38 protein-coding genes and 3 tRNA genes are annotated in these 26825 nt (G+C 62.2%); 15 read left to right on the top strand and 26 right to left on the bottom strand.

Annotated elements, in window-relative coordinates; all coding sequences use genetic code 11:
• Position 1: 1 nt before the first annotated feature.
• The 19 genes from B2527_RS09235 to B2527_RS09150 all read right to left on the bottom strand — a co-directional run bounded on the left by B2527_RS09235 (position 2) and on the right by B2527_RS09150 (position 12942).
• Positions 2-364 carry a hypothetical protein gene (locus tag B2527_RS09235; RefSeq protein ID WP_293708659.1) on the bottom strand — a complete coding sequence of 121 codons (363 nt, stop codon included), beginning with the start codon at positions 362-364 and terminating at the stop codon, positions 2-4.
• A 49-nt stretch (positions 365-413) separates the two neighbouring features.
• Positions 414-1655 (bottom strand): phage major capsid protein, encoded by a 1242-nt coding sequence (locus B2527_RS09230; RefSeq protein WP_293708657.1) that lies wholly within the window; start codon positions 1653-1655, stop codon positions 414-416.
• Positions 1656-1726: 71 nt separating this feature from the next.
• The gene (locus tag B2527_RS09225) at positions 1727-2467 is read right to left on the bottom strand and encodes a head maturation protease, ClpP-related (protein ID WP_293708655.1); all 741 of its coding nucleotides are present in this window, start codon (positions 2465-2467) and stop codon (positions 1727-1729) included.
• Complete coding sequence (locus B2527_RS09220; RefSeq protein ID WP_293708653.1) at positions 2430-3641, bottom strand: phage portal protein; 1212 nt, start codon at positions 3639-3641, stop codon at positions 2430-2432. Before B2527_RS09220 ends, B2527_RS09225 begins: the two co-directional genes overlap by 38 nt.
• Before the next feature lie 107 nt (positions 3642-3748).
• Complete coding sequence (locus B2527_RS09215) at positions 3749-5419, bottom strand: terminase large subunit (RefSeq protein ID WP_293708652.1); 1671 nt, start codon at positions 5417-5419, stop codon at positions 3749-3751.
• Positions 5419-5754 carry a hypothetical protein gene (locus B2527_RS09210; protein ID WP_293708650.1) on the bottom strand — a complete coding sequence of 112 codons (336 nt, stop codon included), beginning with the start codon at positions 5752-5754 and terminating at the stop codon, positions 5419-5421. Before B2527_RS09210 ends, B2527_RS09215 begins: the two co-directional genes overlap by 1 nt.
• A 710-nt stretch (positions 5755-6464) precedes the next feature.
• On the bottom strand, positions 6465-6911 hold the full coding sequence (locus B2527_RS09205) for a type II toxin-antitoxin system HicB family antitoxin (protein WP_293708648.1): 447 nt from the start codon (positions 6909-6911) through the stop codon (positions 6465-6467).
• Positions 6912-6922: 11 nt separating this feature from the next.
• Positions 6923-7108 (bottom strand): type II toxin-antitoxin system HicA family toxin, encoded by a 186-nt coding sequence (locus B2527_RS19575; protein ID WP_414717050.1) that lies wholly within the window; start codon positions 7106-7108, stop codon positions 6923-6925.
• Positions 7109-7175: 67 nt separating this feature from the next.
• Positions 7176-7661: a hypothetical protein gene (locus B2527_RS09200; RefSeq protein ID WP_293708646.1), complete on the bottom strand. Its 486-nt coding sequence runs from the start codon at positions 7659-7661 to the stop codon at positions 7176-7178.
• Positions 7658-7846 carry a hypothetical protein gene (locus B2527_RS09195; RefSeq protein ID WP_293708644.1) on the bottom strand — a complete coding sequence of 63 codons (189 nt, stop codon included), beginning with the start codon at positions 7844-7846 and terminating at the stop codon, positions 7658-7660. Before B2527_RS09195 ends, B2527_RS09200 begins: the two co-directional genes overlap by 4 nt.
• Positions 7847-7958: 112 nt before the next feature.
• Entirely contained in the window at positions 7959-8267 is a 309-nt protein-coding gene (locus B2527_RS09190; protein WP_293708642.1) for a hypothetical protein, read from the bottom strand.
• Positions 8264-8752 carry a glycoside hydrolase family 104 protein gene (locus B2527_RS09185; protein WP_293708640.1) on the bottom strand — a complete coding sequence of 163 codons (489 nt, stop codon included), beginning with the start codon at positions 8750-8752 and terminating at the stop codon, positions 8264-8266. Before B2527_RS09185 ends, B2527_RS09190 begins: the two co-directional genes overlap by 4 nt.
• A gap of 256 nt (positions 8753-9008) precedes the next feature.
• Positions 9009-9084: transfer RNA gene (locus B2527_RS09180), tRNA-Arg, on the bottom strand.
• 3 nt (positions 9085-9087) lie between these two features.
• Positions 9088-9161 (bottom strand) — tRNA-Gly (locus B2527_RS09175).
• A gap of 592 nt (positions 9162-9753) precedes the next feature.
• Positions 9754-9975: a hypothetical protein gene (locus tag B2527_RS09170; protein ID WP_293708639.1), complete on the bottom strand. Its 222-nt coding sequence runs from the start codon at positions 9973-9975 to the stop codon at positions 9754-9756.
• On the bottom strand, positions 9968-11311 hold the full coding sequence (locus tag B2527_RS09165; protein ID WP_293708637.1) for a replicative DNA helicase: 1344 nt from the start codon (positions 11309-11311) through the stop codon (positions 9968-9970). Before B2527_RS09165 ends, B2527_RS09170 begins: the two co-directional genes overlap by 8 nt.
• Positions 11308-12144, bottom strand: a complete 837-nt coding sequence (locus tag B2527_RS09160; protein WP_293708635.1) for a helix-turn-helix domain-containing protein — start codon at positions 12142-12144, stop codon at positions 11308-11310. Before B2527_RS09160 ends, B2527_RS09165 begins: the two co-directional genes overlap by 4 nt.
• Positions 12141-12488 carry a hypothetical protein gene (locus B2527_RS09155; RefSeq protein WP_293708634.1) on the bottom strand — a complete coding sequence of 116 codons (348 nt, stop codon included), beginning with the start codon at positions 12486-12488 and terminating at the stop codon, positions 12141-12143. Before B2527_RS09155 ends, B2527_RS09160 begins: the two co-directional genes overlap by 4 nt.
• A gap of 202 nt (positions 12489-12690) precedes the next feature.
• A complete protein-coding gene (locus tag B2527_RS09150; RefSeq protein ID WP_293708633.1) occupies positions 12691-12942 on the bottom strand; it encodes a hypothetical protein in 252 nt (83 codons plus the stop codon).
• Positions 12943-13042: 100 nt separating this feature from the next.
• On the opposite strand from B2527_RS09150, the gene B2527_RS09145 reads away from it, so the two are divergent.
• From B2527_RS09145 to B2527_RS09090, 12 genes are all read left to right on the top strand, one after another.
• Entirely contained in the window at positions 13043-13717 is a 675-nt protein-coding gene (locus B2527_RS09145) for a helix-turn-helix domain-containing protein (protein WP_293708631.1), read from the top strand.
• Between the two features lie 115 nt (positions 13718-13832).
• Positions 13833-14471 (top strand): LPD29 domain-containing protein, encoded by a 639-nt coding sequence (locus tag B2527_RS09140; protein WP_293708629.1) that lies wholly within the window; start codon positions 13833-13835, stop codon positions 14469-14471.
• 510 nt (positions 14472-14981) lie between these two features.
• Positions 14982-15248, top strand: a complete 267-nt coding sequence (locus tag B2527_RS09130; protein ID WP_293708627.1) for a hypothetical protein — start codon at positions 14982-14984, stop codon at positions 15246-15248.
• Entirely contained in the window at positions 15245-15520 is a 276-nt protein-coding gene (locus tag B2527_RS09125) for a hypothetical protein (RefSeq protein ID WP_293708625.1), read from the top strand. The genes B2527_RS09130 and B2527_RS09125 overlap by 4 nt, the downstream gene beginning before the upstream one ends.
• Positions 15517-15774 (top strand): hypothetical protein, encoded by a 258-nt coding sequence (locus B2527_RS09120; RefSeq protein WP_293708623.1) that lies wholly within the window; start codon positions 15517-15519, stop codon positions 15772-15774. Before B2527_RS09125 ends, B2527_RS09120 begins: the two co-directional genes overlap by 4 nt.
• The gene (locus tag B2527_RS09115; RefSeq protein ID WP_293708621.1) at positions 15771-15986 is read left to right on the top strand and encodes a hypothetical protein; all 216 of its coding nucleotides are present in this window, start codon (positions 15771-15773) and stop codon (positions 15984-15986) included. Before B2527_RS09120 ends, B2527_RS09115 begins: the two co-directional genes overlap by 4 nt.
• The gene (locus B2527_RS19570; RefSeq protein ID WP_414717048.1) at positions 15983-16351 is read left to right on the top strand and encodes an NUMOD4 domain-containing protein; all 369 of its coding nucleotides are present in this window, start codon (positions 15983-15985) and stop codon (positions 16349-16351) included. Before B2527_RS09115 ends, B2527_RS19570 begins: the two co-directional genes overlap by 4 nt.
• Positions 16338-16934 carry a hypothetical protein gene (locus B2527_RS09110; protein ID WP_293708619.1) on the top strand — a complete coding sequence of 199 codons (597 nt, stop codon included), beginning with the start codon at positions 16338-16340 and terminating at the stop codon, positions 16932-16934. The genes B2527_RS19570 and B2527_RS09110 overlap by 14 nt, the downstream gene beginning before the upstream one ends.
• Positions 16931-17098 (top strand): hypothetical protein, encoded by a 168-nt coding sequence (locus B2527_RS09105; protein ID WP_293708617.1) that lies wholly within the window; start codon positions 16931-16933, stop codon positions 17096-17098. Before B2527_RS09110 ends, B2527_RS09105 begins: the two co-directional genes overlap by 4 nt.
• The gene (locus B2527_RS09100) at positions 17088-17294 is read left to right on the top strand and encodes a helix-turn-helix transcriptional regulator (RefSeq protein ID WP_293708615.1); all 207 of its coding nucleotides are present in this window, start codon (positions 17088-17090) and stop codon (positions 17292-17294) included. The genes B2527_RS09105 and B2527_RS09100 overlap by 11 nt, the downstream gene beginning before the upstream one ends.
• A 169-nt stretch (positions 17295-17463) precedes the next feature.
• A complete protein-coding gene (locus tag B2527_RS09095) occupies positions 17464-17898 on the top strand; it encodes a Panacea domain-containing protein (protein WP_293708614.1) in 435 nt (144 codons plus the stop codon).
• A gap of 2 nt (positions 17899-17900) precedes the next feature.
• Positions 17901-18314, top strand: coding sequence for a hypothetical protein (locus tag B2527_RS09090; protein ID WP_293708612.1), 414 nt, complete (start codon positions 17901-17903; stop codon positions 18312-18314).
• A gap of 134 nt (positions 18315-18448) precedes the next feature.
• On the opposite strand, the gene B2527_RS09085 is transcribed toward B2527_RS09090, so the two are convergent.
• From B2527_RS09085 to B2527_RS09075, 3 genes are all read right to left on the bottom strand, one after another.
• Positions 18449-18673, bottom strand: a complete 225-nt coding sequence (locus B2527_RS09085) for a hypothetical protein (RefSeq protein ID WP_293708610.1) — start codon at positions 18671-18673, stop codon at positions 18449-18451.
• Between the two features lie 48 nt (positions 18674-18721).
• Positions 18722-19144 (bottom strand): YecR family lipoprotein, encoded by a 423-nt coding sequence (gene yecR / locus B2527_RS09080; protein WP_293708608.1) that lies wholly within the window; start codon positions 19142-19144, stop codon positions 18722-18724.
• Positions 19145-19376: 232 nt separating this feature from the next.
• A tRNA-Ser gene (locus B2527_RS09075) sits at positions 19377-19467 on the bottom strand.
• Positions 19468-19670: 203 nt separating this feature from the next.
• Between B2527_RS09075 and B2527_RS09070 the strand changes: the two genes are divergently transcribed.
• Positions 19671-20375, top strand: a complete 705-nt coding sequence (locus B2527_RS09070; protein ID WP_293708606.1) for a PP2C family protein-serine/threonine phosphatase — start codon at positions 19671-19673, stop codon at positions 20373-20375.
• 21 nt (positions 20376-20396) lie between these two features.
• Here the strand turns inward: B2527_RS09070 and dnaQ are convergent, their stop codons facing one another.
• Genes dnaQ through B2527_RS09055 form a run of 3 tightly spaced genes read right to left on the bottom strand, consistent with a single transcriptional unit; the run spans position 20397 to position 22181 of the window.
• Positions 20397-21122: a DNA polymerase III subunit epsilon gene (gene dnaQ / locus B2527_RS09065; protein ID WP_293708604.1), complete on the bottom strand. Its 726-nt coding sequence runs from the start codon at positions 21120-21122 to the stop codon at positions 20397-20399.
• A complete protein-coding gene (gene rnhA / locus B2527_RS09060; protein ID WP_293708603.1) occupies positions 21122-21583 on the bottom strand; it encodes a ribonuclease HI in 462 nt (153 codons plus the stop codon). The genes dnaQ and rnhA overlap by 1 nt, the downstream gene beginning before the upstream one ends.
• A 16-nt stretch (positions 21584-21599) precedes the next feature.
• Positions 21600-22181 (bottom strand): class I SAM-dependent methyltransferase, encoded by a 582-nt coding sequence (locus B2527_RS09055; protein ID WP_293708601.1) that lies wholly within the window; start codon positions 22179-22181, stop codon positions 21600-21602.
• Between the two features lie 80 nt (positions 22182-22261).
• On the opposite strand from B2527_RS09055, the gene gloB reads away from it, so the two are divergent.
• Complete coding sequence (gene gloB / locus B2527_RS09050; protein ID WP_293708599.1) at positions 22262-23026, top strand: hydroxyacylglutathione hydrolase; 765 nt, start codon at positions 22262-22264, stop codon at positions 23024-23026.
• On the top strand, positions 23023-24255 hold the full coding sequence (locus B2527_RS09045; RefSeq protein WP_293708597.1) for a lytic transglycosylase domain-containing protein: 1233 nt from the start codon (positions 23023-23025) through the stop codon (positions 24253-24255). Before gloB ends, B2527_RS09045 begins: the two co-directional genes overlap by 4 nt.
• 458 nt (positions 24256-24713) lie before the next feature.
• Here the strand turns inward: B2527_RS09045 and B2527_RS09040 are convergent, their stop codons facing one another.
• On the bottom strand, positions 24714-26681 hold the full coding sequence (locus B2527_RS09040) for a peptidyl-prolyl cis-trans isomerase (protein WP_293708595.1): 1968 nt from the start codon (positions 26679-26681) through the stop codon (positions 24714-24716).
• Positions 26682-26825: the final 144 nt, after the last annotated feature.

Below are 26825 nucleotides of genomic sequence, written 5' to 3'. Positions count from 1 at the left end.
CTTACCCCTCTTTGGGAAAGGCGTTGGGATGGGTATCGATCAGCCCGCCCAGGCGTAATGCTTCAGCGTGGGCTGCGGGAACATCAATTACCTCGCCAACCTTGCCCAGGTGGTTGTTGCTCAGCACCAGGGCCTTGACCGACTCGATGGGTTCAGCCGGATCAGCGTGCGATTGGTCGTCCTCGCCAGCGTCGGCATCAGCCTCCACCTCATCGGCCTGCGCAACGGCTTCCGCACTCTCCGCGACGCTGGCTTCGGGAGGCGTGGAAACGGATTCCACAACATCCGCAGGCTGACCTACCGGCGCAACCTCCGCCTGTGCCTTGGCGGCGGCCTGAGGCGCTTGGTTCGTCTTCTTCGACATGACTTCCTCCAGACGGCGGCCACTCTGGCCGCCGTCGTTCACTGGTGGATTAGGCGGCAGCGCCGTGCTGGAAGGTCTTCACCGCACCGCCAACGTCGATCAGGTTGCCGCCAGTGCGCATCCACGCCAGGAAACCGACCTGGCCCTTCTTGACGTAGGCCGAGTCGTTGAAGCGGAACATCGTCACCGCCATCACGTCGCGGATCTTGTAGTAGCTGAAATCACCGAACGCGATGGACTTTGCTGCTGCAGCCGGGGAGGCAACGTGCTGGTTGATCTGGATATCGCGGTTCAGCAGACGATCCGGCGCACCGCCCGGGTTGCCCTGCTCGTAGCCCGGGACGAAGATCGGGCGGCCCTGGTCGTCCTTCACCTTGCGGATCAGCTTCAGCATGTCGTCGTGGAACATCCAGCGACCGTTCGCACGGTAGGCCGTATCAACGCTGTGCTCCAGTTCCACCAGGTCGTCGTAGGTGATGACCGGCAGCGCGGAGACTGCGCCGATCTTGCCAACGGTGGCGGCAGTGATCAGGCCCATCGGCTGGCTATTGCCAGTGCCCAGCGTGTAGTGGCGGTTGGTGACGCGGCCCAGGCGCGACTGCAGGCGACGTTCAATGAACCCTGCGATATCGGCGGTGCTGTCCTGCAGCAGCTCCCACGGCACGGTCACGACCTTGGAGCTGTACTTGTAGACCTGCAGGCCCTTGGTGCCGAAATCAACGTCATCGTCCGTTGCAGAGCTGTTCTCCGCAACGATCTCGCCCTCTTCCGAGGTGCCGTCGCTGGTCGGGTACTGCATCGGCTCGCCACCGGCAGTGCTGAACACATCCGCCACTTGACGCATGCCGCCGTAGGCCTTGAGCGCGTCCAAGATCTGCTCGGCCAGGGTGGTCGGGACGGTATAGCCACCCTGCTCCGGGTTGACGGCAGGATTGCCGGACATGGCCGCGTTGACCTGCTTCCACTCCTCGGCGCTCAGCGCCTTGTCGCCACCACGCGCCCACTTGTCGAACAAGCGCACGTCACTCGACGCGTTCTTGTCGCCCTTGCCGCCACCATGCTCACGGACACCTGCATCATGCATGGCGTTGTCGGCGGTCAGATCCATCACCTTCTGGTGACGGTCAATGGCGGCATCGATGCGCTCGATTTCGGCCACGTTCTCGTCGTACTTGGCCTGGTTCTCGGCGGTCCAGGTGTTGCCAGCACCGGTGCTGGTGTCCAGCAGATTGCGGGTGTCCTTCGCCAGCTGGGTGCGGCGCTCCCGCTCGGCCTGAATATTGAAAGCCATAGGTCTTGATTCCTCTTTGGGCAATAAAAAACCGCCTTTCGGCGGTATCGGTTTCGGCAAGCGGGAGTCGCTTAGGCCGGGGTGCGTTCCAGCAGCGACAGTCGCCGCTCGAGCGCATTTCGGTGCGCCGTGATATCCCCGTCATCGGGGGCGGCGTTGTTCGGTTTGGCCAGCAGCGCAGCCGGGGTGTTGGCGTAGGCGGAAAGATCCCATTGATTCTTTGCCTTCTTCTTGCCAACCACCTCGACCACACGGTCGGCGAAGCCATGCTCCTTGGCCTCATCGGCGGTGAACCAGGTCTCCTCGTCCATCCACTGCGTGATCTGCTCCTGATCCTTGCCGGTGCGTGCGGTGTAGTCCGCAGCCAGCCCTGCATCGATCTTGCCGAGAAGCTCGACCGTCTTTGCCATGTCGGCTTTATTGCCCAGTGCGATGGTCCAGGCGTTGTGGATCATGAAACCTGCACCTTGGGTGATCTCCACCTCATCGCAAGCCATGCAGATTCCGGTAGCCGCTGATGCCGCCAGACCGTCCACATGGGCGATGACCTTGGCCTTGTGCTGCGAGATGGCTGTCATCATTGCCCGGGCCCCGAACACATCACCGCCTGGCGAGTCGATCCGCAGGTGGATGGTGTCCACGTCCAAGGCGGTCAGGGCCTTCACGAACTCGGTTTCGTCAATATCGCCCCAGTAGCCGCCGATCACGCCATGCAGATACACGGTGGCCTCTGCCCCGCTGGTTTCGGCGCGCAGCGGCTGGGATGCCGCAGCGTTACTCTTCGCCAGCTGCAGCAGCTTCGGAATCGTCATCGTTCTCGTCCTTCTTGGTGGTGTCGCCAGGCCGTGCCTGGTAATCCGTGGGGTTGTAGAGCCGGTCCCCGCCCTCGACGGGCGGCAGGTTCTTCATCCGGCGCACTTCATTGATCGTCATCCAGCCCTGTGTACCGGGGCCGCCGAGCGCCTTGCCGAAATACTCACCCTGCGCCTTTGAGTCACCGGCCATGAGGCCGTCAACGTTGTGCTCCACGAAGAAGCGCGAGGTCAGGAACAGCTTGCGGTTCAGCTCATCGCGGAACCGCTTCAGGTGCGGCCCCAAGGTGTGCTTGACGAAGCCGATGCTCATTTGCTCGATACCCGAGCCGAAGCTACTGGCCTTGGTCGTCTCGCCGATCATGTGCGGAGGAACCCCGAAGGCCCGGGCAACATCGATCACCTGCCACTGCCGCGACTCCAGCAGCTGCTGGTCCACGGCGGACATGGTTAGTTCCTTGACGTCCAAACCCTGAGTAAGGATCAGCGGGATTCGTCGGTTGCCTTGGTTGCCGCCGTACTTCTTCACCCAGGCATCGCGGAACTCGTCCTGCTGCCCCGTTGTCATCTTGCCCGTCGTGGTGATCGCCACCTCGGGCTTGCCGCCCTCGCTGAAGAACTTCCCGGCGTGCTCGTCGCCCTGCAACGCGATGCCAATGCCATTGCGCGCGCCCCACTGGATCACGGACATGGAGTGGATACCGTTGAATCCAAATCCCGGCAGATGCAGCACGTCGGCCTGATCGACGGTGAAGTAACCCTCCTTGTCGGAGAATGTGTACTGAAGACGGCGCTCATCGCGGGGCGAATTCCGTTCCTGCTCCAGGATCTGCACCTGGTTGCGGGGCCAAGGCAAGATGGCAGTCACCTGTCCTGCGCGATTCCGCTTCAGGTAAGCAATCCCGTCCCCGCGCAGCAAGACCTGGGCAACCAGGTACTCCCAAGCTGCAGCGGTCGGCCAAGCCGAACTCATCTGCTCGTTGAGAAGCCACCAATAGTCATGGTCGGCCCGCTTGCGCGACTCCTCCGTGCGCTCGTAGACATGTAGTGGCAGCTGCGAGATGGCTCCCGCGATCAAGCTCACGCAGGAGAACACCGCCGAGACGCGCATCGCGCTGTCGGGCGTCACCACAGCGCCAGATGCAGTGGTCGGATTGCCGAAAATCTCGAACATTCGCAGGCTGGAAGACGAGGCTGTCTCGCCCTCGGCCACGTTTCCGATTGTCGGCTCTACCCGGTCTCGCGGGTCAGGGCGCGGGCTGCTTCCAAATAGTCCAAGCATCAGTTCATCACCACGAAGCCTTGTGAAATAACGCCGTTCCCCGCTTCGGGGTTCAGCTCCATGAGCGATACCGCATCAAACACCGCCATCAGCGGGTCGATCTTTGCCGAGCCAGAGGCCTGCTTGGTGATCAAGATTGCATTCCCGCGCGGCTCGATCTTCGCGTTGCTGACACTCCAAGCCATGAGGGGCTGCCCGCTGTGCTGCAGCGAGCCCTCAGCTAACCGGCGCTCGGTTGTCTTGATTGCGCCGCCGAGACGCCAGCCTTGCGATACGGCCTTGATCTTGTCTTGCGGGACGCCAGCTTCCTCCAGGGCATCCAAGACCGCGCCAATGCCAGCCGGGTCAGCGCCGACGCCAGCAAGCAACCCGGCATCCTCAAGGTCTGCAACACAAGCGGCCAGCTCTCGCACGTCGTCGCCGATCTGCTCGACCAGCCCCAGATCACCGTCTGCAGCGAAGTCCCGCAAGCGCGGAGCGATATCCTGCCGCCGCTGCAACACAGACGGGTGCGCCCAGGCCCGCGTCCACACCAACCAGTTGCGGGAATCCGATTCACGCCCCACCACCGCCAGGCCCAGCAGATCGTCCAGGCCGCCGCCGTCTATTCCAACCGTGACGACCTCGCAACGGGCCATCAGGCTGTCCAGCGTAAGCCCCGGCAGCGCGCGCGCCAGCCAGTAGTCAGCACCGGCCCAGCGGTCGGACCTAAGCGCCAGACCAATCTCCACATTGAGGTGCTTGGCCAAGAACTCCTGCAGCTTGCCGTCGCGGGAGTTCTGCAGGCGTTTGAGCTGCCCCTCGATCCACTCCGCATTGACCGACCGGCCAATGTTCGGGTTGGTGATGTAGTAGTTCTGCGGCTTCAGGTAGTCCTTGGCCTCAACCATCGCCTGCGGGAACTCATAGAGAACGCCCAAGGTGGCCGGGTCCAACGTCACGCCGTCGCGCACATCCCGCCAATACTGCAGCTTCTCCTTGAACACGCCTGCGGGCGCATCGTCTGCCTGAGTGGTCAGGAAGATCACCCAACCCTCATCGCGGGACACCTGCCCGCCCAGCGCCTCCAGGAACATCGCCTGGGCGTTCGCTTTCTTGCCGAACAGCCATAGCTCATCGACCAGCACCCGCCCGGCCTTCTTGCCGGACACCGTGTCCGTATCAGCGGCCACCACCTTGAGCGTGTTCCGGCTCACCCGGTGGGTGATGGTGCGCAGGTGCTCCTGCACATGGAACATCGCCTGCAGCTCTTCGTCGGCGCGGATCATGCCCGCCGCTGGCTTGAAGCTGTTGTCTGCAACTTCCTTGGTTGGGGCAAGGATGAGGTGCTCTTCGTCCTCGCGCCAGCACAGAATGGTTGCCGTCAGCATGATCCCAGCGGCAATGGTGGACTTGGTGTTCTTCTTGCTGATCAGCAAGCCGTACTCGCGGATCAGCTGCTTGCCGGTCTCCGCGTCATAGCCGCCGAAGATGGCGCGCACGAAGTCGAACACCCACTCCTCTGACACCTCGCCAAAGGTCGGCTTGCCGGGCAAGTCCACAATGCGCAGCGCCTTGAATATCTCAAGGGCCTGCTCTGCTTCGTTCGGGTAGATCGGCGGAGGGATGATGCCGCGCTGGTCGATCAGGCGTTGCTCCCAGTCGGGGCAGGCCGTCGTCCACGCGGGCATCATCCCTTACCGCCCTTCACCAGTCGCATCGGCGCTTGTCCTGGGCCGAACTTCCCGGCCCCAACCACGCGCTCAGCAGCCGCCTGCTTCTGATCTTTGATGCCCCCGGCCTTCTTCGGGTACTGGTAAGGCATGAGGGCCTTCGCAGCATCCACCCGAAGCTTGATATCCGTCTCCTGGTCGTTCATTACGCCCTGCAGGAACTTCTGCGGATCACTCGTCAGCAGAAGCTCCGACATGTTCAGTACGGGCTCTTTGGGAGGACGGCCAGCACCAGGGCGAGCACCACCCGAATTCTCGCGCGGCCCTCCGCTGCGCCCCTTCTTACCTGCCATTTGCTGATTACTCCTGAATCGGCATAAAAAGTGCACATGCGAGGACAGGTGGTTTCCGGTCGAGAATCACTCTCACCTTTGACCCTCCCCCTACCCTTGCGTGGAACATCACCGCCGTGGAACCGGTCGGCCCGCCTTGGCTATGTCGCCCTGCGTCTTGGCTGCATGGCACTCAATGCACCTCACGCAGCAGTTCGCATCCGTGTCCTCGCCACCGTTGACCAGCGCCACGTCGTGGTCGAGCTCAAAGCCATCGGGGTAGCGCGTCAGTACGTTGCAGTCCTTGCAGGCTGGGTTGGCCGTCCAGATGCGCAGGCGTCGTGCCTGTAGCCGTCTGCCAGTGAGGCGCTGCCCTCCCGGGGTAGGAACCCATGCGAGGCGCTGGCCTGCTGGCTTGAGGCGTGGCTGGATCGTCTTCAGCCTTCCCATCGCGCGCCCTCTCCTCGGGTGGAGTCGGACTCCACATGGCACCTCATGAGCTGCGGCCCTCTGGCTTCGCCTCGCGCCAATACAGCGCGCGACGAGCCCAGTACTCCACCCGCTCCGTACTGGGCCTGAGTCCAGTCAGCTGGGCCGTGAGGATTACTCCCCGGACGTACCACTTCCACCACCAGCGGAAGCACAGCCGTCCAGTCACCTGCGCCATGTTCACTCCCACAAAAAAGCCCCGGGGTTGCCGGGGCTCTTGGTTGCTTGATTGTTCTGGGCGCTTACGCGTCTACCACCGACAGCTCCAGGCGTTTGCCCAGGGCGCTCAGTGCATCGGCGATTGCGTCCACCTTGGTTGCATGGCTCAGGTTCACCGTGCGATTGACTGCTTGCGGTGAGGTGCCCAGCCTGCGCGCCAGCTCAGCCGGCGTGACCTTCTGGGCCAGCATCTCGTTCAGCAGCAGCACCTTCGCAGAGAAGGCTGCAGCCAGCGGGATACCCACCTCACCACGTCCCACCTCGCTCGGCAGCGGAACCTGCCTGCCGTCCTCGAAGTAGAACTCCATTGCGGTTGCGAGGGCATCGGCAGCCATCGCAATGGCCTCCTCCCTCGTATCGCCCTGAGTGATCGCCTCGGGGATATCCCGGAACGTCACAACGAACCCACCGTCTTCCGGTGCGAGTTTTGCTGGATAGAGCATGTGATCAGATGAATCTTGCGAGTCCAAGTTACCGCCCCTTATCGGGGCGGCTCCTCGATACCCAGCTGTTTGAGGATGGCCTTCCGTGTGCCTTCCTTTAGTTCAGCTGCGTGCCTTGGCAGTGTTGATCGCTTGTCCCGGTAGATCAGCTTGGTGTGATTGGCTCCTTCCTTCATCACCACGCCTTGGGACTGCAACCACCGCCTAAACTCGCTTGTCTTCATCAGCCTCCTAACGTTGTCTTGTTGGGAGTAAGTATAAACACATTTGTTTATGCGTCAACACTTTTGTTTATAGCTGTTTGGCATCAGCGGGAGCGGCAAGCGCCTGATACCGGTCGATCACTTCGTCTCGCTCGGACTGGACTGACTCGACGTCCCGAACAATTCGTGCCGCACTTTCGCGGCGTAGTCGGTCTTGTCCTGCAGCTTCTGCGGCAGTGGCTGCACGCTCGGACAGACGGTCGGTTTCACATTGGCCCCACAGCTGGGAAAGCCTGCCGTGATCCCCACCATTGCCAGCAGAAGCCAGCCTCTCGTCGTAGTCCGCATTGATCTGCGCCTCTCTCTTGTCTGCCGTGTCGGCTGCCGCTTGCTGGGCCTGCGATTGCTTCTGCTCTACCGCCCTGGCCTGCTGCTCTGCCTGCACTTGCCCGGCCAGCTGCTTTACTTCCTGCTTGCCTGCGGCAATCTCGGCGCTGCGGTCCCGCCACTCCCTGCCCAGAAGGCAGCCAGCGAGGAACAGCAGCAGCCCTGCGAGGATCTGGGCGCGGGTCATTCATCGCCCCATGGATCGAAGCCAGCTTCACGCAAGACTGCCTTCAGCTCATCCCGCATCTCGGGGATCGCCTCATTGATGGCCGCAAGACGAATGTGATCTGGCATCGGGATGGCCCCGGCCGCCGCGTAGTTGTCCAACCGGTCGGCCAGCTGGCCCAAACGCTCAAGCTGATCGTCGTTCACTCAAACCTCCACGCCCACAAGGGCTGTCATGGGTCCATTCCTATCTCGCCGTGCCAGTACGCCAGCGAGGCGACGGCGAACCCGACTGCTCCACCGATCAGCAGCCAGACCATCAGCGAGTCCCACAGGGCTGGGGGTCTGCGTCAGGGTCGAAAGGCGGTGGCTCCAGGTTCGCTGCGCGCATCAGCCCTTCTAGGCGGTAGATGTGGTTCAACATCCGACCGCTGCGCTTTTCCAACTGGTCAACCTTCGTGGTCAGCCGGTCAAGCTCAAGGCGGACCGTTTCGTACAGCCGGGACTCGGTGGTCACCATCTGGTCGTCGCGCTTGCGGCCGAGCTTCCCGGTAAACCAGCCGGCTGCCGAAGCAACCAACAGGAGGGCCCATTCCGGCAGGCTCTTTGGGATCATGTCAGGCGTCATGCAGCGATCTCCCCGCCTGCTGCACGGTACGCCGCCAGCAGGTCATCGAGCTTCTGCTCATGCTGCCCATACCCGGCGCCCGGAAGGCTGGCCCAGATATTGCGGACGGCCTTGATAGCCTCGACCACCTGGCCCGATTGGATCAGGGGCAGCGCGCGACGTTCGCGGATCTGCTGCAGCGCAATCAGGTCTTGGCTCAACGGCGAGAAATCGCGCAGGCTGAGCGTCTTGCGGTATGAGTCGAAGTAGCGGCGCAGCAACTGGTAGCGCCCTGCTGCCGTGGACTGAATCCGCAACTTCGGCAGGTCTATCAGCACACGCGGATGGTCCGCATAGCTGGTGAACAGCTGGCCGCCGACGAGCACGTCGTAACCGCGATCTCGCGTCCGCTGTTTGCCGTTGTCGGTTCCTTCCGACCACGCCAGCATGTCCAGGAATGCCACGACGTTCACGCCGCCAGCCTGTTGGGGAGTGATCTGCGCCATAGCTCTCACTGTTGATGGGCAAAAGAAAAAGCCCGCACATGGCGGGCTGACGTTGGTATTCAAAGCCGGTAACCGGAGTCCGGCGCTGGCGTGAGCCCCAGCGGTTTACGCTCGGCCCGCGAACGGCCAAGCCATGAGGTCTGCTTCAAGGGGTACGCGAAGAATTCCGCACACCCCGGAGGCGTCCTATTGGGCGAATGTGTCGCCGGTCAGACGCAAGCCGCGCGCGCCACCGAGGCAATGGCGAGGCGCTGCATGGCGAACGGGGCAGGACTTGAACCTGCAACCTGCGGCTTAGAAGTCCGCTGCTCTGTCCCTTGAGCTACCCGATCAATTGGAGCGGGCTACCGGGGTCGAACCGGTGTATGCAGCGTGGAAGGCTGCAGCCTGACCACTCGGCCAAGCCCGCGAATCTCTGAAACGAAAAAACCCGGCGCGGGGCCGGGTTCCATCGGGATTACTCCGCGATAACGAAACTTATCGCACATCGATCCGATTCTGTCAAACACTTATTGCACGCCACATCCATCCTTTTGCTTCCGACACCCTATCGCGGTAGACGCCAACCTTTACCCCAAGCTGCGGAGCCTTTTCCTTCGGGCTCCCTGCAGTGCAGTAACGCAGGCGCAGTGCAAGGGCAAGATCCTGGTCAACTCGGCGCAGCTTGAACCATTCCTCCTCAATCCTTTGGATCTCTCGCGGCAGCGACCATTCACGCGGCCCGGGAGTCTTGGGGCCAGAAACCCGCGTCTCACTGCATGCAACGTGCGCAAGCGCCCACGCGGGGACTGCCCTCCCCGTCCCTGCTGCTGCTCCATGGAGCCGCCTGCGCGCCAGCCCGCCCCGGTCCATCGTCGTCACTTGGCGAATGGGCTGCACGCAGATGCGCGCCATTGGCGAGTCCCCGTAGTCGCTCGACTCGCTTTCCGCCTCCAGCGCCTCCCTCTCCGGCCCATATGCCTTGCCCCAGCGGCGCATCAAGCCCTCAAATTCCTCTCGCTTCACTGAGCGCCCCCTTTCAGTTCCTGGGTGATTTTTTCCAGCTGCGCAGCCTCCTGCCGGGCAATGCTCGCCGCCGTTCGATACACCTCGCCCACGAATGAGGTTCGACCACGGCCATGATTCATCACCACATCACTGCGCGCCGCTTGTTGCTCCAATCTGGCCGCCAGATTGCGAAGTGCCTTCGGCCCGTCTGGGATCAATTGACCTTGATTACTCATCGGCTGCGCCCCCGTTTGCCCGGTAGCCCCGCCTTGGGAGTGTGGGAATTTTCTTGCGGAACGCTGGCCTATCTGGCTCCTGCCTTACAGGGGGCGCATCCATCGGCGTGAACCGCTGCGTCTCCATTTCTGCCCGCAGGTAGAAATCTGCCAGCGCGCCGTTTCTGTTCTTGGCAACCTTGACCTTGACGGTGTGCCGATCTGACTTGTCTGGGCGATGCAGGAAAATAACCACGTCGGCGTCCTGCTCAATGGCACCAGAGCCACGCAGGTGCCTCAACTCGGGTTCGTCATCACCATCCCGGTTCAACTGAGACAACAGGATCACCGGAACTTTTAGTTCCTTCGCCAGTGCCTTGAGGCTTCGGGTTACGTGCTGAATCCCCTGCTCCTGCGTGTCGTTCTTCGGCAGATCGATGTAAGTCAGGTAGTCGATGGCGATAAGGGCCAAGCCTTCCCGCGACTTGAGCTGCCGAGCGCGCGCGCTGATGGCCTCAACAGTGAGGCCGGAGGAATCGTCCACGTACAGCCCAGAGGACTGCAGCGCCTTGAAGGCTGACGTGCTGCGCGCCCACTCTTCGTCCTCCATCAACTTGGGCTGACGAATGTGATTGGCATTGATGCCACCCAGGTGCGAGATGGCGCGGTCCGAAAGCTGCTCACCAGACATTTCAAGCGATGCAAACAGCCCAACGTTCGCCTGTGCGCCGGAGGTTCCGTGCAACATGGATTGCATAGCGAACGCTGACTTACCGATGCTTGGGCGCGCTGCCACGATGATCAAATCAGTTGGCTGCCAACCACTCAGAACCGCATCCAGCGGCTCATAGCCCGTAGCCAAGCCAGTCATCAGCCCTTCGGCCTCGAAGCGCCGCATCAGCCCATCTTTCGACATGCGGGCGAACTCGGAGATGTGCCGTGGCCCAGCTCCCAATGTGCGCGGCTCACAGTCCGCCACCAGCCGCCTCGCCGTAGCGAATGCCTCACCAGGGTCTTGTAGCGCAGCAATTGCGCGGCCAACGGCCTGAAGCTTCCGCAGGCAAGCCTTGCCTGACAATGCCTCCGCGTAAGTGCGCAGGTATCGCGGAGAGCCAACGGTATTGACCTCGATATCCATAGCCAGGTCGCCCAGGTGCGGATACTGCTCTCCGATTGTCACCGCGTCCGCCGGTCGCCCGTCCCTGATCTCGCACACCAGCGCCTGGAACAGCGCGCGATTCTGCTGGTCGTGGAAGTCTTCCGGAACAAGCACGTCAGCAGCGCTCCAGAATGACTCACGGTCGCGCAGGAGGCAGGCAAGTACCGCGCTTTCGGCGTCGTAGCTGGGCCGCCTCATTCGATCACCTCGGCTTCATCCATCAGGGTGTTTGCGATCTGCAAGAATCGGTCGTCATCGACCAGGGTTTTCAACGATTGACGCCAGCGCGAATTGTTGGGGTTCGGCTTATCACCTCTCAGCCACGGATCTTTAAGGCAGGCGTTGAAGTACATCTCCCAGAACTCAACAGGCGCATAGACAACATCGTTGTCCGCGCAGGTCTTGCGGGCGTCCCGATCAACCTGCTGCAGCCGTCGTGCGAACTTGGCGTTGATTGCCCTGCAGGCAATGCAGCCTTTGCGCTTCCCCAGGATCTCGTTGTAGGCATCTCGGATGATCTCCGGTACAGCCCTGCTATCTTCCGAATTGGCAGCCAGCTCCAGCGATTCCGCGTCAGCGGAAATGCCACCATGGATCTCTTGATGGTTATATGACGGATTGGGTGCAGCTCCTGCACCCCGTTCGGTCGTCATTTGCACCCCGTTGGTGTCGTCATTTGCACCCCGTGCCGATTTTCGGCCTGCAGCTCCTGCACCCCGTTCGGCATTTCCCTGCACTGTTTTCGACAACACCAGGTCGTAGCAAACTGGTCTGCGATCAGACCGATCGATGTAAGCGGCGACGATCTTCTGATTTCCTCGCCTGATGTGGCCCTCCTTCTCCAGCATGTCCAGCTTTGCGCGCACAGTCCGGGTGGAAAGTCCGGTGTCTTGGCACAGCCGACCGACCGCTGGAAACGCCGCACGACCCTCCTGGTCGGCGTAGTTGGCCAGGCACAACAGCACGTGGCGCGCAGTAGCATCGGTGACAGGAGCCTGCTCAATGGCCCACGCCATAGCTTGAATACTCATGCGGCGACACCCTCCGGAAAGGCGCGCAGGATCAGCGTCGCAAACACCTCGATATGGCGCTTGGTGATCCAAGCCTTGGGGGTTACCTGCTGCACCCATTCGAGTGCCTGCCGGAAATCGCGCAGGTAGAAGTCATACTCCGGCTCCACTCCGTCCGGATATCGCTTGCGGTCGAAGAACTCGACAGCGATTCGGCCATCGTCCAGGCGCTCGCCGAGCCGGACAAGCGGGAATTCGCGCTCTCGATGAAGTTGCTGCGTCAGGTCGTCTAGCGCATCCGCGATTGGTCGCAGGCCCGGCTGGCGCAGTGAGTGATTTGACACTGGGGTATTTAGGCGTTGCATAATGGCCTCGTTCGCACGAAGCCTCGGCACCTGTCCGCCAAGACAGCCGGGGCTTCGTCGTATCTGACGTTTGAATCGCTGGCAGCGATCCGCCTTGCGCCAGACACCCACATGGCCATTTCCACATGCAGGGTGGTCGCCGTCCTTGCCCCATCGCGCTCAATCCGTTGAGCGAGTACCGCTTGATCCCGTGCCGCTGCGACTACCTGGAGCCGAGCGCGACAGCCTTGCCCACTTCTGACTCATCTACAGCGGCGCCGAAAGCCACAACGCGGCCATCCGCGTCGAACCGCTCCGGGTACCGTTCACGCAAGAACATCTGCCACGGCCGCGGGATACCGCGCTTGCGCCATTGGCTAACCGACGGCTCACTGACCTGGCAGGTACGCGCCACCTCGCCCGTACCGCCCAGCGCATCGATCAGGACCGAGGCGTCTTCAATTTGGTTCTCCATTGCTCCATCCATTGTGGGTGCGGCACAGATTTACACCTCCTAATTTACATTGCAAGGGAAATCCGCGTAGCATTCGTAAATTAGTTAACGGAGCCTAATCATGGACCTAGCTTCAAGACTGCGACTTGCCATGACCCGAGCCAATCTGACGCAACTTGAGCTGGCGAAGGCTGCCGGCGTGTCTGCGCCCAGCGTCAACGGCTGGCTTAGCGGGAGATCCCAATCAATCCGCAGCGATGTCCTGGTCAAGACCGCGCGCGCCCTGGGAGTGTCCACGGCCTGGCTCGCTACCGGCGAAGGATCGATTGATGACCTATCAGATGCACCCCCACTCTCGGCCCGTGAGACGCCCCCCGGATACCTTCGCATCGAGCTCTTGGATGGAGGTGCTGGCATGGGTATTGGAGTCGTCAATGAGGATTTTCCCGAAGTGATCCGCAGCATGGACTATGCGGAATGGGACATCCGGCAGCGCCTTGGCTTCCTCCCGAAGCCCGGCCGACTAAAGCTCATCACAGGCCGTGGCCCTTCCATGGCACCCGTGATCAACAACGGCGACGTGGTGATGGTCGACACGGCTATCGACTACTACGACGGCGATGCTATCTACGTGATCAGCATCGGCGGCGAAACCCAGATCAAAGGGCTGCAGCGCCGCGCCGACGGCGTGTACATCGTGAGCGCCAATCCCCTCTTCCCGCCTTATGCCGCTCCCGACGATCTCCACATCGCTGGCAAGGCCGTCGTGCAGTACAGCGCCAAGCAAATCGCCTAGTACCTGAACCGTTCAAAAAATTAACGAAGGTAAATTTACATTTCCATTGCGTCCTGAATTTACATCTCCTAATCTAACCCCATCGCGCTGACGCAGAGCGCCACGGGGCAAGACGATGGAAAACGCAATCGGGGCAATCGGGGCAATCGAAATCGGCCGGCGGGTTCACTACCCCGGCGACGTGGCAAACGAGTCTGGCGACGGCGTAATCGTCGCGGTCAACGAAGCACTCAAGCAGTTCGACGCAATCCTGTTTGACGGTCGGAGCTTCCGCCGCAGCAGTTTCTGCAGATTCTCCGGGGTGCGCGCATGGCGGTTGCTCGATCGGCTGCATGGCCCGGCGATCATCGAAATGGCCAAGCGCAAGGTTGCCGAGCGGGACGCTTCCATTGCCCTGCAGAAGACCATGGCAAGCCAACAGCTTGAAGCGAACACCGCTCAGCTGATTGCTGCCAACCCCCACCTCACCCCTTGCACGGATCGGTACGACGGAAACATTGTCGGCAAGAATCTGCGCGCGATGCTTAAAGCCGAAGGCATCAAGGCCAGCGTCCGCAAAAGCGGCAGCGCCTACTACGTGCATGTAGCAACGAAGGTAAGCCCTGAGCGGTTCGCCGAGATCGACGCCATGTGCGACCGATTCAAGGCTGGCAGCTTCGATGGCATGACCGATTGCTACCACTACCAGCGCAGCGCCTGGGGAGAGGCCTTCGGAAGCGTTCAGTACGTGATTGTGCAGAGGGCTTCGGAATGAACGCGGCCCAGCGCTACGGGTTTCGTGTCAGGCACTTTCCGCACACCAATGCATACCGCTCAGCGGTCAGATTGGGAGGCGTCTGCACCGCGATCGCAGGGCTGCTCTTCGCACCAATCATCGGCGCTAACGCCTCCATTTTTTCGCTATCCGGCCTTTCGCCGGACGGACTCCCACGCTCGCATTTTGTCGAGCAAATCCACGTAACACCATCAAGGAACACCCAAGCCATGCGTAGGAAAACACCTACAGGCAGCGCACATCTACCGGGCGCAGCGATCCTGCAAATAGCGACCGGTGAAACCGTCCATATCGGCCCGGACGTGCAGGTCCATCTCACGCGAACCGCAGATGGACGGGCCGAACTCTCCATATGGGCACCGCGGAATCACAGGATCGATCGCAGCAAAAACTTTCGGCCAAACGAAAAAAGTGACGGCCAGGGCGCGCCAACGCCCCAGCCGTCGTGCCAGGCAGTTCCGTCATCGACCAAGAATCAGGAGTAATCACATGGCGAGCACCAATGTAACCGAAACCCCCGCGCTCGGCGTGACGCTGAGCCAATCGGACGAGATGTCGAGCCTGATCCGACGCATTGTCGCGCTGTTTGACGTGATTGCAGTGGGTGGGCTTTACAACGCGGCCGACTCAACTGCTCCCGCCATCGGTGAGCAAGGTGTGGAGTCGGCTGCGCGCCTGCAGCACCTCATCAACGCGATGGAACCTATCAAGAGCGCCGAGCTGCGGCCGCGTCTCGATAAGGAGCAAGATCAATGAGCCGCCCTAAGAAGGTCACAACTAACGCCGAGTTCCACTTCATTCCAGTTGACGACAAGCGGCTGTTCAAGATCGCCGAAGGTGTAGACACGATGTTCGCGCTGTCCGTCGCCGAACTGGCTGGTGATTTCGTCCATCGCTACTTGCAGGAGGCGATGGTGAACAAGACCACCGGCATAAACGTGGAGATCCATTACGACGACGTAATGGTGCTGGACCTGCTGCTGGAAATGGCAGCGGCACTGCGCACCGCCGCAGGAGCAACGGCATGAGCTCGAACATCTGCTACCGAGTCACACTCACCCAAGAAGGCGGCAAGCAAGATTTAGCCCGCGTGGTCAACAGCGTAGCCGCGAACCTGGCGGCAGTAGGCGGGACCATTGATCGAATCATCATGGACGCGCCAGGTGAATACTCCGAAATTGCGGCTGCAGCCTCAGAGCTGCTTCACCTGCAGAACTTGATCTTGCAAGAGGTCGGCCAATCCTTGCAGAAGAACGGCAAGGCAGCGGAGGTGGGGGCATGAGATCGCGTCCGAGTAGAAAGCGCCAGAACGAACTCGCCAACGCATTGGACGAGGCGCTCCTCGCCCTTTGGGACATCGCCGGTCTGTACGAGCTCCTGCAGCAAGAGGGAACTATCGGTGAAGCCGCATTCCCAGATCACGTTGCGTCAGCGATTCGCATGATCGGCTATCGAACGCAGACGGTGATCGAGAAAATCGAGCGCGTCCCATGAAGGCGGACGAGTGGCGGGACATTCCGGGGTGGGAAGGCAAGTATCAGATCACGATCGACGGGCACGTGCGCTCAGTCGTTCGTCTTGGCAGGTGCGGTGCCACCGGCGTGCGTAAGCGCGATGGGAAAGAGCTCCGCCCCTTCACCAAGGCCGATGGCGGAACTCCCCGGGTAACTCTCTACAAACCAAGCGGGAAACGGACCTGCCTGGTGCGGGGCTTGATCGCTCTTTCCTTCCCCGAGATAGAGCCCAGCAACAAACGAACCCGCACCGAGGTGCGCTCACCCAGCGGCCTACGGATGTTGTGGAGCACCCCAGCCTCGACAACCCAACAAGCATATGGAGGCCCCAATGCGTTTCGATGATCTCATTCTGGAGTTGCGCTCGGCAGCGGCGACCTTGCGTGCGCCCACCGGGTCTTTCCTCCCGGCGCAGGACCGCATCACCGCCGAACTGATTGACCGTGCTGCATTGGCCCTGTCGGAATCCCAAGAGTTCAAGGTCATGGCCTATCAGGAGGTATTGCCGACCGATGACCCGGACGTGTTCGACGCCAAGATCTGGGCGCTCCCGCCGGGCATGAAAGTGCCGGATGGCTGCACACCACTGTACTGGCGCGTTGGCGAAAACGTCCCGCACTACACGAGCCTCAACGGTGATAAGTGCTTCACGGTTGAAGACTTGGCACGCGCGTTTCCGCTTCCCCGTAGCACTTTGCAGTCGCCCGAGTGGTCGGAATTCCCCGCGTGGGTGAACTTCATCGCCATGGACAGTGACGGCCGGTGGCACGGCTTTGGCAAAGAGCCATACGTCGAGGATTCATTCGGCGGCAACCTGATGGGGTGGGATGTTATCGACGGCGGCAGCATGGCCTACCGCGACCGCAACGCCCCACACGTCGCTGGCTGGCGAGAATCTCTCCGCGAGCGTCCGGAGGCTTCGGCATGAAGCACCGGGTAATGATCACCAGCACCCTCGCCGGTATCCCCGATAACGAGTACGGCACCTATGGATCGAAGTGGCAGGCCGCAGTGGTGGCTTGGTTCTTCAACCTCACGCATGTGCATTACGTCGTCGCCTACGTCGAGGAGGTGAGCCACCATGGCCGATAAAGAACCGGAGCGCCTGCTCACCATCCACGGTGTATGCGACCAGGCCGGGGTGCGCTCGTCCTTCATCTACGAGCGGATGAAGGGGGGGAAATTCCCCCAGTCCATCCGGGTAGGCCGCCGCGCCATGTGGCTGCAATCGGAGATTCAGGCTTGGATTCAGGACAAGATTCGAGCCAGTCGCCCGGGCGAAACCTGAATTCCTCACGAGGCGTTCAGGTTTATATGACTACAGGTTATCCAGAATTGTCCGTACCGTGGTGGGCGGTGATGTGGTATGGCGACCAGCCCTGCTGGGGCACTACAATGTGTCCAATGACTAGTTGCCGCGTTTTAACCGCCGGCTTGATGACCTCTGGGGGGAATAGATGACAAACGCCGTCGATGTAGCGAAGTACATCCTGACGCTCATGGATGAAGACTCAGGAGATCTGATTTCCCACTTGAAGCTTCAGAAGCTTGTCTACTATTGCCAAGGATTCAGCCTCGCAATCTTGAACAAGCCCATGTTCGAGGATCAGGTTCGCGCTTGGCAGCATGGCCCCGTTGTCCCGCGTGTTTGGGAGGAATTCAAGAATTTCGGTTCAGCGCCGATCCCCAAGCCTGAGGGATTTGATCGCGATTTAATCCCTCAAGACTTCCGAGAAGTCATTGACGAGGTCTACACCGTGTATGGTCAGTACTCCGCATGGAAGCTCAGGAACATGACCCATGATGAGGCTCCTTGGGCATCGGTTGAGATCAACGATGAGATTACCCAGGGCTCAATGAAGAATTACTTCGACAGCCAGTTGGTCAACTAACTATGGGCGGCAAGATCAGGGGGCACGCCGCTCAAGGCTCAGCGAGAATTCAAGCTGCTGCGCAGGCCACGGGAAAGCCCGCGCAGCTGTCTTACCCTGTGTTCTGCCTGCGCCATCTTCAAACAGGACACGATATCGAAGACTTGTTGGCGGATGATCAAGCCGCACTTATCAAGAGATTTCGGACACTAAGTAAGATGGAGTGGGGGCAAATCGAGCAAGCCCCGCGCCATGGACTTGGCAAAGAGAATATTGCTCAGACATCGATAAAACGAGCATTGCCCGGGGTGGTAACGAAAGACGTCAAGCTTTGGGCGCTTCGTTATGCCAATAACAAGCCGATGGTCGGGTTTCGTAATGGCGCAGTTTTCCACGTCTTGTGGATTGACCACTCTTTTGATGTGTACAACCACTGAGTTCCCGCTCTGGTTTGGCATCGGGCTGAAGTCCATCATCTGATGGCCTATGTAGTGAAATCCCTGGCTACATCGACAGAAACCCCGCTCCGGTGGGGTTTTTTGTTGCCCAAAGGAAAGTCGTCTGGGGCCAATCAGTACACGAACGAATCGTCCACGCGCGCCAAGGCTTGGAACGTCTTCTGCAGCTCTAGCACGGCCATCGACCGGTCGCAGCCATATCTCGCGGCGGCCGCCGCGAGAACTTCCTCGTAGCAACCCCAGAAGCCGTCGCCCGTCCCGTACTGCACGTACGCGTTGCGGAGGCGGGTTAACTCGTCTTCGGTGATGCAACTGGCAGGGCGGGTGATCTCTTCCATACTAATTGGGCGAGGAAAGCCCCGGCTGGCGGGGCTTTGACGGGGCACTCACTCCTTCTTAAAGGAGCCCTTGGGCTTCCATTGCATTCCCTGCTGGCTTGGAGTCGTCTGCGCGGGAACCGTGATGTTCTCAACTCGGGCCCCAGTACTCTGAGCGTTGCCCTCGCCTAAGCACTGGAATTCCTTGGTAATGGTCCAGTTTGCGCAACCTCCAAAGCCACCCATTTGGTTGCACTGCTTTGTAACGCCGCCGAAAGCTTCTGCGCCCGTGTATCCCCATGTCGCACAACGGCGGGTCGCAAGATCAATACCCTGCGATTCGTTGACGGTGACACTTTCGAACTCGCCCTGCGTGTAGGACAGCCGGACTACGCCATCCGATCGACTACCACCGGTTGCCGCCCAGTCCTTTGTCGTCGCACAGCCTCCAGAAATTGCGACGAGGCACGCCGCAAGCCAAATCTTGTTCATGTTTTCCCCCTGTAGATGGCGTCTGCCGTTTAACCGAATCTTTTGATTCAATTCCTTTTTCGCCCTGCACACGTAGAGCAGGAACGGAGAGGATAGGACTCGCCAGCTGCAGCGACAACATTCTCAGCGCCCATACGCGCAGAAGAGCTTTGGCACGGGATGGGTAGGCGGGCGGGTACAGAACAGCAAAGCAACAAAAAAGCCCCTATTTCTAGGGGCTTTTTTGAGGATCTGGCGGAGAGGGGGGGATTCGAACCCCCGAGGCGCTATAAACGCCTGCCTGATTTCGAGTCAGGTACATTCAACCGCTCTGCCACCTCTCCAGATGGTCCCCGGCGAACCGGGCTGCGCATGATAAAGGGCATCGCCATCTTCGACAAGCGGTTTTTTCACAAACCGTCCTGTGCGCAGGCACAACGCGCGCTTTCCAGCATTTGCGCCGGGCGGTCACAGTGCTTGCCCTACACTTCCATGAACGCGATGATGCAACGCATCTCCTGTTGATATATGGCCCATCCGGGCACCCATGATCGAATTCGGACATTTAAGCCACGCCGGCCTGCGCCGCCAGCTCAATGAAGACACCTACTACGGTGACGGTGAGCTTGGCCTGTGGCTGGTGGCTGATGGCATGGGTGGCCATGCCTGTGGCGAGGTGGCCAGCGCGTTGGCCCGCGAAACCATCGTCCGCGAGGTCCGCAATGGCGCGCCGCTGGTGCAGGCCATCCGCACCGCCGATGAAGAGATCATCCGTACCTCGCGCCGCCGCAACGACAGCCTGCCGATGGGCACCACCGTGGTCGCCGCACGGGTGCAGGGCAATCGCTTTGAAGTGGCATGGGTGGGCGACAGCCGCGCCTACCTGTGGCGTGACGGCAAGCTGGCCCAGCTCAGCCAGGACCACAGCTACGTGCAGGAGTTGATCGCCCAGGGCACGCTCACCACCGAGCAGGCACGCGCCCATCCGCACCGCAATGTCGTGACCCAGGCCCTGGGCGTGACCGACCCTGCCCACCTCAATGTCGCCACCATGACCGGCGAACTGCGCCCGGGCATGCAACTGCTGCTGTGCAGCGATGGCCTCACCGAGGAAGTGGACGACGCCGGCCTGGCCGAGACCCTCGGACACGCCGACTGCAGCGCACAGGAATGTGTGGATGCGCTGGTGGCCGCCGCACTGGATGGCGGCGGCTCGGACAACATCACCGTCATCCTGGTCCGCTGCCACTGACGGCAGCGGGCCCTGCCGGCTTCAGGCCGGTTCCGGATCCGGCTGGCGCTCGCCATCCCACCAGGCGTGGCCGGATTTCTTGCGCAGCCTGGCCAGCCGCGCCTCGTGCGCTTCCTGCTCCGATGCGGTAACCACCACCCGCGGGCGCGGCAGCAATACCGCGCTGTCGAACGCCTGTGCGGCGGCGCCACCGGCGGCGGCTTCCACTTCGGGCAGGCCAAAGCCGATCTCTTCCTGGCCCGAGGTCAAGGCGATATAGACGTCGGCCAGGATCTGCGCATCCAGCAGACCGCCATGCAGTGTGCGGTGGGCATTGTCCACGCCCAGGCGCTTGCACAGCGCATCCAGCGAGTTGCGCTGGCCCGGGTAACGCTCGCGCGCCATTGCCAGGGTATCGGTCACCGTCACCCGGCTGGCCAGCCGGCCGCGCCCGGCCAGGGTCATCTCGTTCTCGAGGAACCCCATGTCGAACGAGGCGTTGTGGATGATCAGCTCGGCCCCGTCCACATAGGCCAGGAACTCATCCACGACTTCCTCGAAGCGCGGCTTGTCGGCAAGGAAGTCCAGCGACAGGCCGGTCACTTCCGCCGCGCCGGATTCAAAGTCGCAGTCCGGCTTCAGATAACGGTGGAAATTGTTGCCACTCGGGCGCCGCTCCAGTAACTCGACGCAGCCGATTTCGACCACGCGGTTGCCCTTCTTCCATTCCAGGCCGGTGGTTTCGGTATCAAGCACGATCTGGCGCATCAGCCCACTCCATTCGCTGCGGCGTCAGCGCGCACGCGGATTGCCGCATCGCGGGCCAACTGGTCCACGCGTTCGTTGTCCGGGTCGCCGGAATGCCCCTTCACCCAGCGCCAGTCGATCCGGTGCCGCTGGGTGGCCGCATGCAGGCGCTCCCACAGGTCGCGGTTCTTGACCGGGTCGCCGCCGGCGGTCTTCCAGTTGCGCCGCACCCAGCCGCCCATCCACTCGGTGATGCCCTGGCGCACGTACTGCGAATCGGTGTGCAGCACGATCTCACAGGGCTCGGTGAGGGTTTCCAGGCCCATGATCGCGGCCATCAGCTCCATGCGGTTGTTGGTGGTATGGCCTTCGCCGCCAGCCAACTCTCGCTCGTGCCCCTTGTAGCGCAACAGCGCCGCCCAGCCACCGGGGCCGGGATTGCCGAGGCAGGCGCCGTCGGTATGTACTTCGATTGACTTCATGTTCTTCCGTTGGATTTCAGGTCGCCACCGGGTTGCGCCATGCCACCTTGAGCGGAGTTGGCCCGATGAATGCCTCACTTCGTTTTTCTGCTTCCAGCACGCACAGGGCGCGCAGCACCGGCAACGCGGTACCCGGCGGGGCACTGGTCTGCTGCCATAGCGGGCCATAGTGCCGCAACGAGCGGGCGCGTATGCCCTGCCGTGCCAACAAGGCCTGGCAGCGCCCCACCGACGGCGGCCGCGCGCCCTGCCATTGCCAGTGCGCCCGGTAGGGACTGCAGCGGTTGAGCAGGGTCATCCAGACCCGCCCGCCCGGCATCAGCACCCGTCCGCATTCGGACAGCAGTGCCTCCAGATCGGTCGGCGCGGCATGCTGGATGACGATCACCTTGACCGCTTCGGCCGGCAACGGCAGCGGCAACCCGCAGCGCAACTGGCCGGCCCATTGCTGGCCGTCGGTACTGCGGTGCAGGCGCAGGCCACGGCCCGCCGGGGCGGTTTGCGGCAGCCAACTGGCGCTGGGCCCCAGCCACAACCACGGCTGCGACGGAAATCCGCGCAATTGTTCAGCCAGGTAGCCATGCTCCCAATCTCGCATCGCCTGCGCCCCGGGCTTCTCAAACCAGGCCGAGACTGCAGCTTGACGGGGGAACGGGGCGGCAGGCATTTTCCAATTCTATGCGACTGACCGCCCTGCCTGCATTCCAGGACAACTACATCTGGGCGCTGCAAACGCCCGATGGCCTGACTGTGTTCGTCGACCCGGGCCAGGCAGCGCCGGTACTGGAAGCCGCCGCGCAGGGCATGCAGCCCGCCGCGGTGCTGCTTACCCATCACCACGACGACCATATCGGCGGCGTGGCCGAACTGCGCCAGCGCTGGCCGCGCCTGCGCGTGTTCGCTCCCGAAGATGAACGCATTGCACTGGAATGTGAACGGGTCGGCGATGGTGACCGGGTAGAATTGTCCGGCTTCGGCTTCACCGTGATGGACGTTCCCGGTCATACCCGCAGCCACATCGCGTATCTGGGCCACAACCATCTGTTCAGTGGCGACATGCTGTTCAGCCTGGGCTGTGGGCGCATGTTCGAAGGTACGCCCGCCCAGATGCTGGCCTCGCTCAAGCGAATGGCCGCCCTGCCCCCGCAGACATGGGTCTGCTGCGGGCACGAATACACGCTGGCCAATGCCGTGTTCGCGCGGCATGTCGATCCCACCAACGCGGCATTGCAACGCCGCCAACAGGAAGCCATGGACATGCGCAGCCGTTCCCGTCCTACCGTCCCCGCCGCATTGGCGGTTGAACTGCAATGCAACCCGTTCCTGCGTACCGCCGATGCGGCGATCGTTGATGCGGTCAGCGCACGGCTTGGCCGCGCGCCCACCGACGAGGTGGAAGTGTTCGCCGAATTGCGGCGGTGGAAAGACGGTTTCCGCGCGTGAGGGGGCATACCCTCGCAGTGGCGCTGGGGCTGTTGCTCGGTGCCACCAGCAGCATTGCCAGCGCCCAGTCACTGCCGGTCAGCCACGGCCTGAGTCAGAACATCGGCACCTTGGGCGTGTTGCCACTTGATCCGGCCTCGCTGCCGGAACCCACCCACCGCAACGGCCGCGAGATCTTCGCCAATTTCCGCGAGGGCCTGGCCGCGCCGCAGTGCGATGCCGAAGCCACCAGCCCACGCTGGCGCAAGCAGTTCGCGCACGCACCTGCGCGTCTTGGCAATGTCGAGGACGACGCGCTGCCGCTGTTCGGCTATGTGGTCGATGAGCTGCGCAGTGCCGGCCTGCCTACCGAGTTCGCGCTCATCCCGTTCGTGGAAAGCGGTTACCGCCCCGGCGCCCGCAATGCCAGCGGCCCGGCCGGGCTGTGGCAGTTCATCGCCACCACCGCCCGCAACCACCGCGTGCCGATGGAAAGCGGCTATGACGGCCGCCTGTCCGCAGTGGATTCCACCCGCGCCGCGGTCCGCTACCTGAAGACCCTGCACGGCATGTTTGCCGGCGACTGGCAGTTGGCGGTGATGGCCTACAACGCCGGCGAGTACCGCATCCTGCAATCGCTGCGCCGTGGCGGCATGAACGCGCAGAATGCCAATGCAGCCGAACTGCCCGGGCTGTCGCCGATCACCTACGCCTATGTCGAGAAACTGCATGCGCTGGCCTGCGTGCTCGAGCAGTCAGAGAACAATCCGGATGTAATGGCCGCACTGGATCGGCCGGTCCCCATTCTCAAGGGCCATACGCTGCCAGCCAATACCACGCTGGCCGCGTGGTCGGCACAGAACGCGCTGGACCCGGCCCGTATCGCCCGGCTCAACCCGGCACTGACCAGCTCCCGCGCCGGCACCCGCGTGCTGGTTCCGGCTGCTGCCATTGGTACCGACGACATGGCGGCCGCCACTGAAACCGGCACCCTGCTGGCCAGCACGGCGGCACCGGCGGCACCGGCGGCAGCAGCCACGCCCGCTTCCGCATCCACTGGCAACGCGCGTGCGCTTGCGTCCACCAGCAGCAACAGCGCCCGCCGCCACACCGTGCGCAGCGGCGAATCGGCCTGGACCATCGCCCGCCGTTACGGTATCTCGGTGAAGACCTTGCTGTCGTTCAACAACCTGGACGCCAGTGCCGTACTGCGCCCGGGCATGGTGTTGCGCTACGAGGAAGTGCGCTGAGACCAGCGCTCGCCTCGCCACGAATGCCCGGCCACGTGCCGGGTATTTTTTTGCCCAGCCCGGAATGACGTCAGCCGCAGAGCCGGCATCACCCCGTATCGCACGCATCTGCCCGGCCCTGCGGCGCGCGCAACTGCCAATGCCGGGAGGGCTCCCGACACGGTAGTGCCGAGCCATGCTCGGCAGCGCCCTTGCCGCCAACACCACCACGCCACACACGCAAGAAAGCCCGGTCAGCGACCGGGCTTTCCGAAGCATGTGCCGCCAGCTATCGGAGTTGGAATTCCTGCACCTTGTCGCGCCCGCACTTGCCGCCAACATGGGCCTTGGCGGCACAGCCACGCACCCGACACCGTAGTGCCGAGCCATGCTCGGCAACGCCGCTGCCAGCGCGCCACATGCACAAACAAAAAAGCCCGGTCAGAGACCGGGCTTTCCGAAGCGTGTGCCACCCACTATCAGAGCTGGGATTCCTGCACCTGCACCTTGTAACGCTTGCGCATGCCATCAACATAGGCCTTGGCGGCAGCGGCGCCATCAATCTGGCTCAGCTGCTGCTTGAGCATGGCCTGCTGCTGTTCCGGCACTTCGGCAACGTTGCCCGGGGTGACCTTGGTCACCGCGAACACCGCATAGCGGCCGTCTTCCAGTGCGACCTTGCCATAGCTGGGCTTGTCAGCGGCCGGCGGTGCCGCGCTGAACACTGCGCGGTTGGCTGCTTCGCTCGGCATCGGTGCGCCGCGCGGCAGGCCCGGGACCGGCAACAGCTGCAGCTGCTCGGCAGCGGCCAGTGCCTGCAGCGTCTGGCCACCATTCAACTTGGCCAGCAGCGCGTCGGCGGCCTTCTTCGACGCTTCCTCGGCACGATGCGCACGCACGGCGGCAATCACCTTGTCCTTGACCTGGGCCAGCGGCGTGGCCTGCCCCGGGGTATGCGCGGTAACGCGGATCATCACGCTGTGGTTCGGGCCGATCTCGATCGGATCGCTCACCGTGCCGTCTTCGGTCAGCGTGTCGGAGAACGCAGCCTTCAACACCGCCGGGTTGGCTGCAATGCCAGTGGCGGTGGCGCGGGTGAACGGACCCACGGTCTGCACCGGGATGCCAACTTCCTTGGCCGCCGGCTCCAGCGCGGTCGGGTTCTTGTAGACCAGGTCGACCAAGCGGCCGCTGAACTCACTGAACGCCTTTTCGGTATCGGCCTGCAACTGCTCGGCAGCCAACTGGTCGCGCACTTCCTCGAACGAACGGCCTTCGCCGCCCTTGATCTCGCGCAGCTTCAGCACGTGGTAGCCGAACTCGGTCTTGACCGGGCCAACCACATCGCCAGCCTTCATGGCGAACAGCGCGTCTTCGAACGGCTTGACCATCACGCCCTTCTCGACCCAACCCAGGTCGCCACCGGCGTCCTTGGAGCCCGGATCATCCGAGTTGGCCTTGGCCAATGCGGCGAAGTCGGCACCCTGCTTGGCTTCGGCAGCCAGCTTGGCGGCCTTGGCCTCGGCAGCCTGCTGCGAGGCGGCATCGCTGCCGGCGCTGATCAGGATGTGCGATGCCAGGCGCTGGTCGGCGGTAACAAAGCGCGCCTTCTCTTCTTCATAGCGATGACGCAGCGTTGCTTCGTCGGCAGCGGTCGCCGCCGGCAGGGTTGCGGCGTTGAGCTCGACATACTCAAGTGCCACGGTTTCCGGCTGCAGGAAATCCTTCGGATGCGACTTGTACCACTGCTCCACCTCGGCATCGCTGACGGCGGCGGTATCGGCCGCCGGCGCCGGCAACATGCCGAACTCGACGTCGCGGGTTTCACCCAGCAGCTTGAGCAGGCGCTCGGCCTCGCCCTTGGTGGTGAAACCGGACTGCGCCAAGGCGGTGGGGATGATCGACTGCTGCAGGCTGGTGCGCACCAGCTGGTCGAACATGTCCGGCGTACGCGGCGGATTACCCTGTGCCAAGGTCAGGCGGTACTGGTCCGCATCGAACTTGCCGTCCTTCTGGAAGGCCGGGATGGCGGTGATGTAATCGCGCACGGCCTTGTCGCCAATGACGATGTGCGCATCTTCGGCAGCCAGGCGCACTACCTGCTCGTCCACCAGCTGATCCAGCACGGCCAGCTTGTTCTCGGTGGTTTCGAATTGGCGCGGGTCGAAGTTGTCGCCCTGCTGCTCGCGGGCCTGCACACGCGCCTGTTCAAAGCGCGTACGGAAGTCTTCCACGCTGATTTCGTGGTGGTTCCACAGGAACGACATCGGCCACCACGACGGCGCCGAACGCCACCAACTCGGCGGTGCCGATACCTTGGCCACGTTCTGTGCGCCGACGCCACCGAGGTAGCTGTTGTCGATCACGAACAGGAACGGGATCATCAACAGGCCCATGATCACGGTAACGATCCAGCCTGAGGTCTTGTCGCGAAGTTTCTGCAGCATGGGCAAATCTAGGCCTGAGTGGCGAGCCGGGCAGTTTAACCCGCTTCCCGCCCCGCGCCCAACTCGGGCGCCTACCCGTACCCACAAAAGAAAAGCCCCCGGCTTGCACCGAGGGCTTTGAGACAACTGGCGGAGCGGACGGGA

It is taken from the genome of Stenotrophomonas sp. UBA7606 (assembly GCF_002477705.1).
In the GTDB taxonomy this organism is placed as follows: domain Bacteria; phylum Pseudomonadota; class Gammaproteobacteria; order Xanthomonadales; family Xanthomonadaceae; genus Stenotrophomonas.
Note: the sequence above shows the minus strand (reverse complement) of the source record. Positions and strands in the feature narration are given on the sequence as shown.